Here is a 2,421-nt window from a genome sequence, read left to right as displayed (position 1 = left end):
GAACGAGCTCTTTTTAGATGTTTTGAAATATAACTTTTAGACTTTTTTTCTAGTAGTAAAGTCTCAATAATTATACGTTCATTTAGACTAATTCGCTTGTACGTTTTTTTCATAATTCAACAAAGATAAAATTTATCATTTGTTGCGTTAGGTTATTGAATTCTCCGCACTTTTTTAAAATGGCATATAACGTTTTGCCGCTTTGAGATGGCTGGAAGTTCGTAACCGCTCAATTTTCGGCTTAACGAAAACTTGATGCGGAACGATAATTCCACTAAATTCCAGCTAGCTCAAAATGGCTGTTGCCAGTAGTACTTATTGCGGAAGTTCAATTTCTTCTAAACTAACCGCAGTATTAATTTTGGATTTCAGAACAATTTCGTCAGCGTCTTTGCTTAATTCGTAAAGTTTTTTTCTTTCTAATTTTAATTTTTCATCGAGGAAATTATGGCTTAATTCAAATTCAGTAAATATTTCGCTCCAAGTTTTAATGTAAACTTTAATTCTACCATCTTCGTTGTAAACTAAAGATTCTTCGCCGTGAGTTTTATTTGTCTTAATTTGTCTTTCTATAAATTTGCTAGAGTTAAATTTATTTCCAATTAGATAAAATTTCCAAGACATATTTGGTGCATTAAATTCTTGCCTCGAACTTATTACACCTAAGTATTTCATCACTTGAGAATATTCCTTTTCACCTAACTGTATTTTTGGATGTTTTAATTCAAGTACAATATTTTCTATTTTAGAATCTTTCTTGTGTTGTCTACAAGCAAAAATATCCATTTCTCTATTTTTATCAATATGGTCAATTTTCGTGTCTGTGATTTCTCCTGTTGTTTTGTAAATATATCTCTTTAAAGCCTCTTCAAATTTTGGCTCAGCAGCTGTAACGAGATGATATTGTTCCCCAAAAAGCCAATAATGATTTTCTACTAAATCTTGTAAATGAGGAACTTCTTTCGCTCCAAGTTCTTCGTTAAAAACGAGTTCTTTTAATTGATAATACGTTTTGTATCTATCTTCTATTAATTTAATCGTATTTATAACTCTGTTTAAACTTGTCTTATGCAAAATATTTGATAAGTCTTCTCTTTCTTCGGGTTCAAGTTGGGTAACACTCTCTATAATTTTAAAAATGTTCTCTCTTTCATTAGAATCAAGCAACAAATCAATAAATTGCACGAATATTTTTTTCTGTTCTAAATTTAAATTTGAAAATATTTTAGGTTGAACTTCATATAAACCAATAATTGTATCCTTAAGTTCTTTGCTCCGAATTTGCTCCCAAGTATTGTTATACGTTGGGATTATACCATTTATTTCATAGTCTAATACTAATCTTTCAGCATTTGCTCGTAAATAGGGTTTGCGTTTAGTTTTTAAATAGTCATTAAGTTTACTAATTAAATATTTATATTCTGTTGAGGATGTAGCTTTTGAAAACAAACTTACTTGGTTACTTTCATCATTTTTTGTAAAATCAAAATGTGAAAAGAAATCACTTTCAATATAAATACTATGATAATAGTAATCCCCTTTTTTATTTAGAGTAGTGAAGTTTTTATATATTTCCTTTCCATTAGAATCTTGAAAATAAAATTTAGAATGTTCTTTATTTAATGATTCAGTCCATTGAACATCTTTTATTTTGAAAAAACTACCATTCTTCTCTAAATCAAAAAAATCTCTATCAGCTACTAAATCCGTGTAATCGAGTGGTATCCCATTTATTAAAATTGAATATTCTTTATTTAACTCTAAAAACCAGCAAAATTCTTTCTTTAAATATGTCGTTAAATCTTTTTCTAAGGCATCTAAGCTAATTAGTAGATTGGTAAAATAAACTGTAGTACCTGTAAATTTTGATTCTGCAGTAAGTATATTTTTGTCGTAAATTTTTAGATTTTCTGATGAAATACTTATGGTTCCACTTTTGATCCCTTTACTTTCATAAAATGTTGTCCATTTGGCAAAATTTGCAAAAGTGAAGAATGTTAGTCTACCAACACCATTCTTTCCGTGTAAAATCGATGAATGTTTAGGAGATTGAACTTGAACTGATTTTTCGGAATCATAGAAATTATCAAATTTGTAATGTAAATTTTCAAGGTCAATTCCCATTCCATTATCTCGCACTTGTAAGAAGTTGAGTCTTCCTAATTCATTTGAGTCATAATTTATCTCGATTTTAGTTGCTTTGGCATCAAAACCATTCCAAATATATTCGGCAAGTGACGAAGCAGGATTATAGTTATTTAAAACCTTTTTAATACCTTTTGACGTGATTTTAGCTTCTTTCTGCATTTTTTTTTAGTATTACTGGCAACGTCAGTCTGTGAAAAAACCTCCGTTTAATTCTATCAAATATAAACAAATAATCTAATTATTAGACAGAAAAGTTGTATATTTAATGATGCA

General features: G+C 28.6%; 1 protein-coding gene. It reads right to left on the bottom strand.

Translation table 11 applies throughout. The annotated features are described in order from the left end of the window. Positions 1–315: 315 nt before the first annotated feature. Complete coding sequence (locus tag BMW63_RS17575; RefSeq protein WP_074724764.1) at positions 316–2,307, bottom strand: ATP-binding protein; 1,992 nt, start codon at positions 2,305–2,307, stop codon at positions 316–318. Between the last annotated feature and the right edge of the window lie 114 nt (positions 2,308–2,421).

This window comes from Flavobacterium frigoris (assembly GCF_900111075.1).
Classification (GTDB): Bacteria; Bacteroidota; Bacteroidia; order Flavobacteriales; family Flavobacteriaceae; genus Flavobacterium; species Flavobacterium frigoris.
Note: the sequence above shows the minus strand (reverse complement) of the source record. Positions and strands in the feature narration are given on the sequence as shown.

What these genes read in the sequence shown, in the direction of transcription:
- BMW63_RS17575 (WP_074724764.1), bottom strand. Translation starts at nt 2,307, where the DNA reads ATGCAGAAAGAAGCTAAAATCACGTCAAAAGGTATTAAAAAGGTTTTA.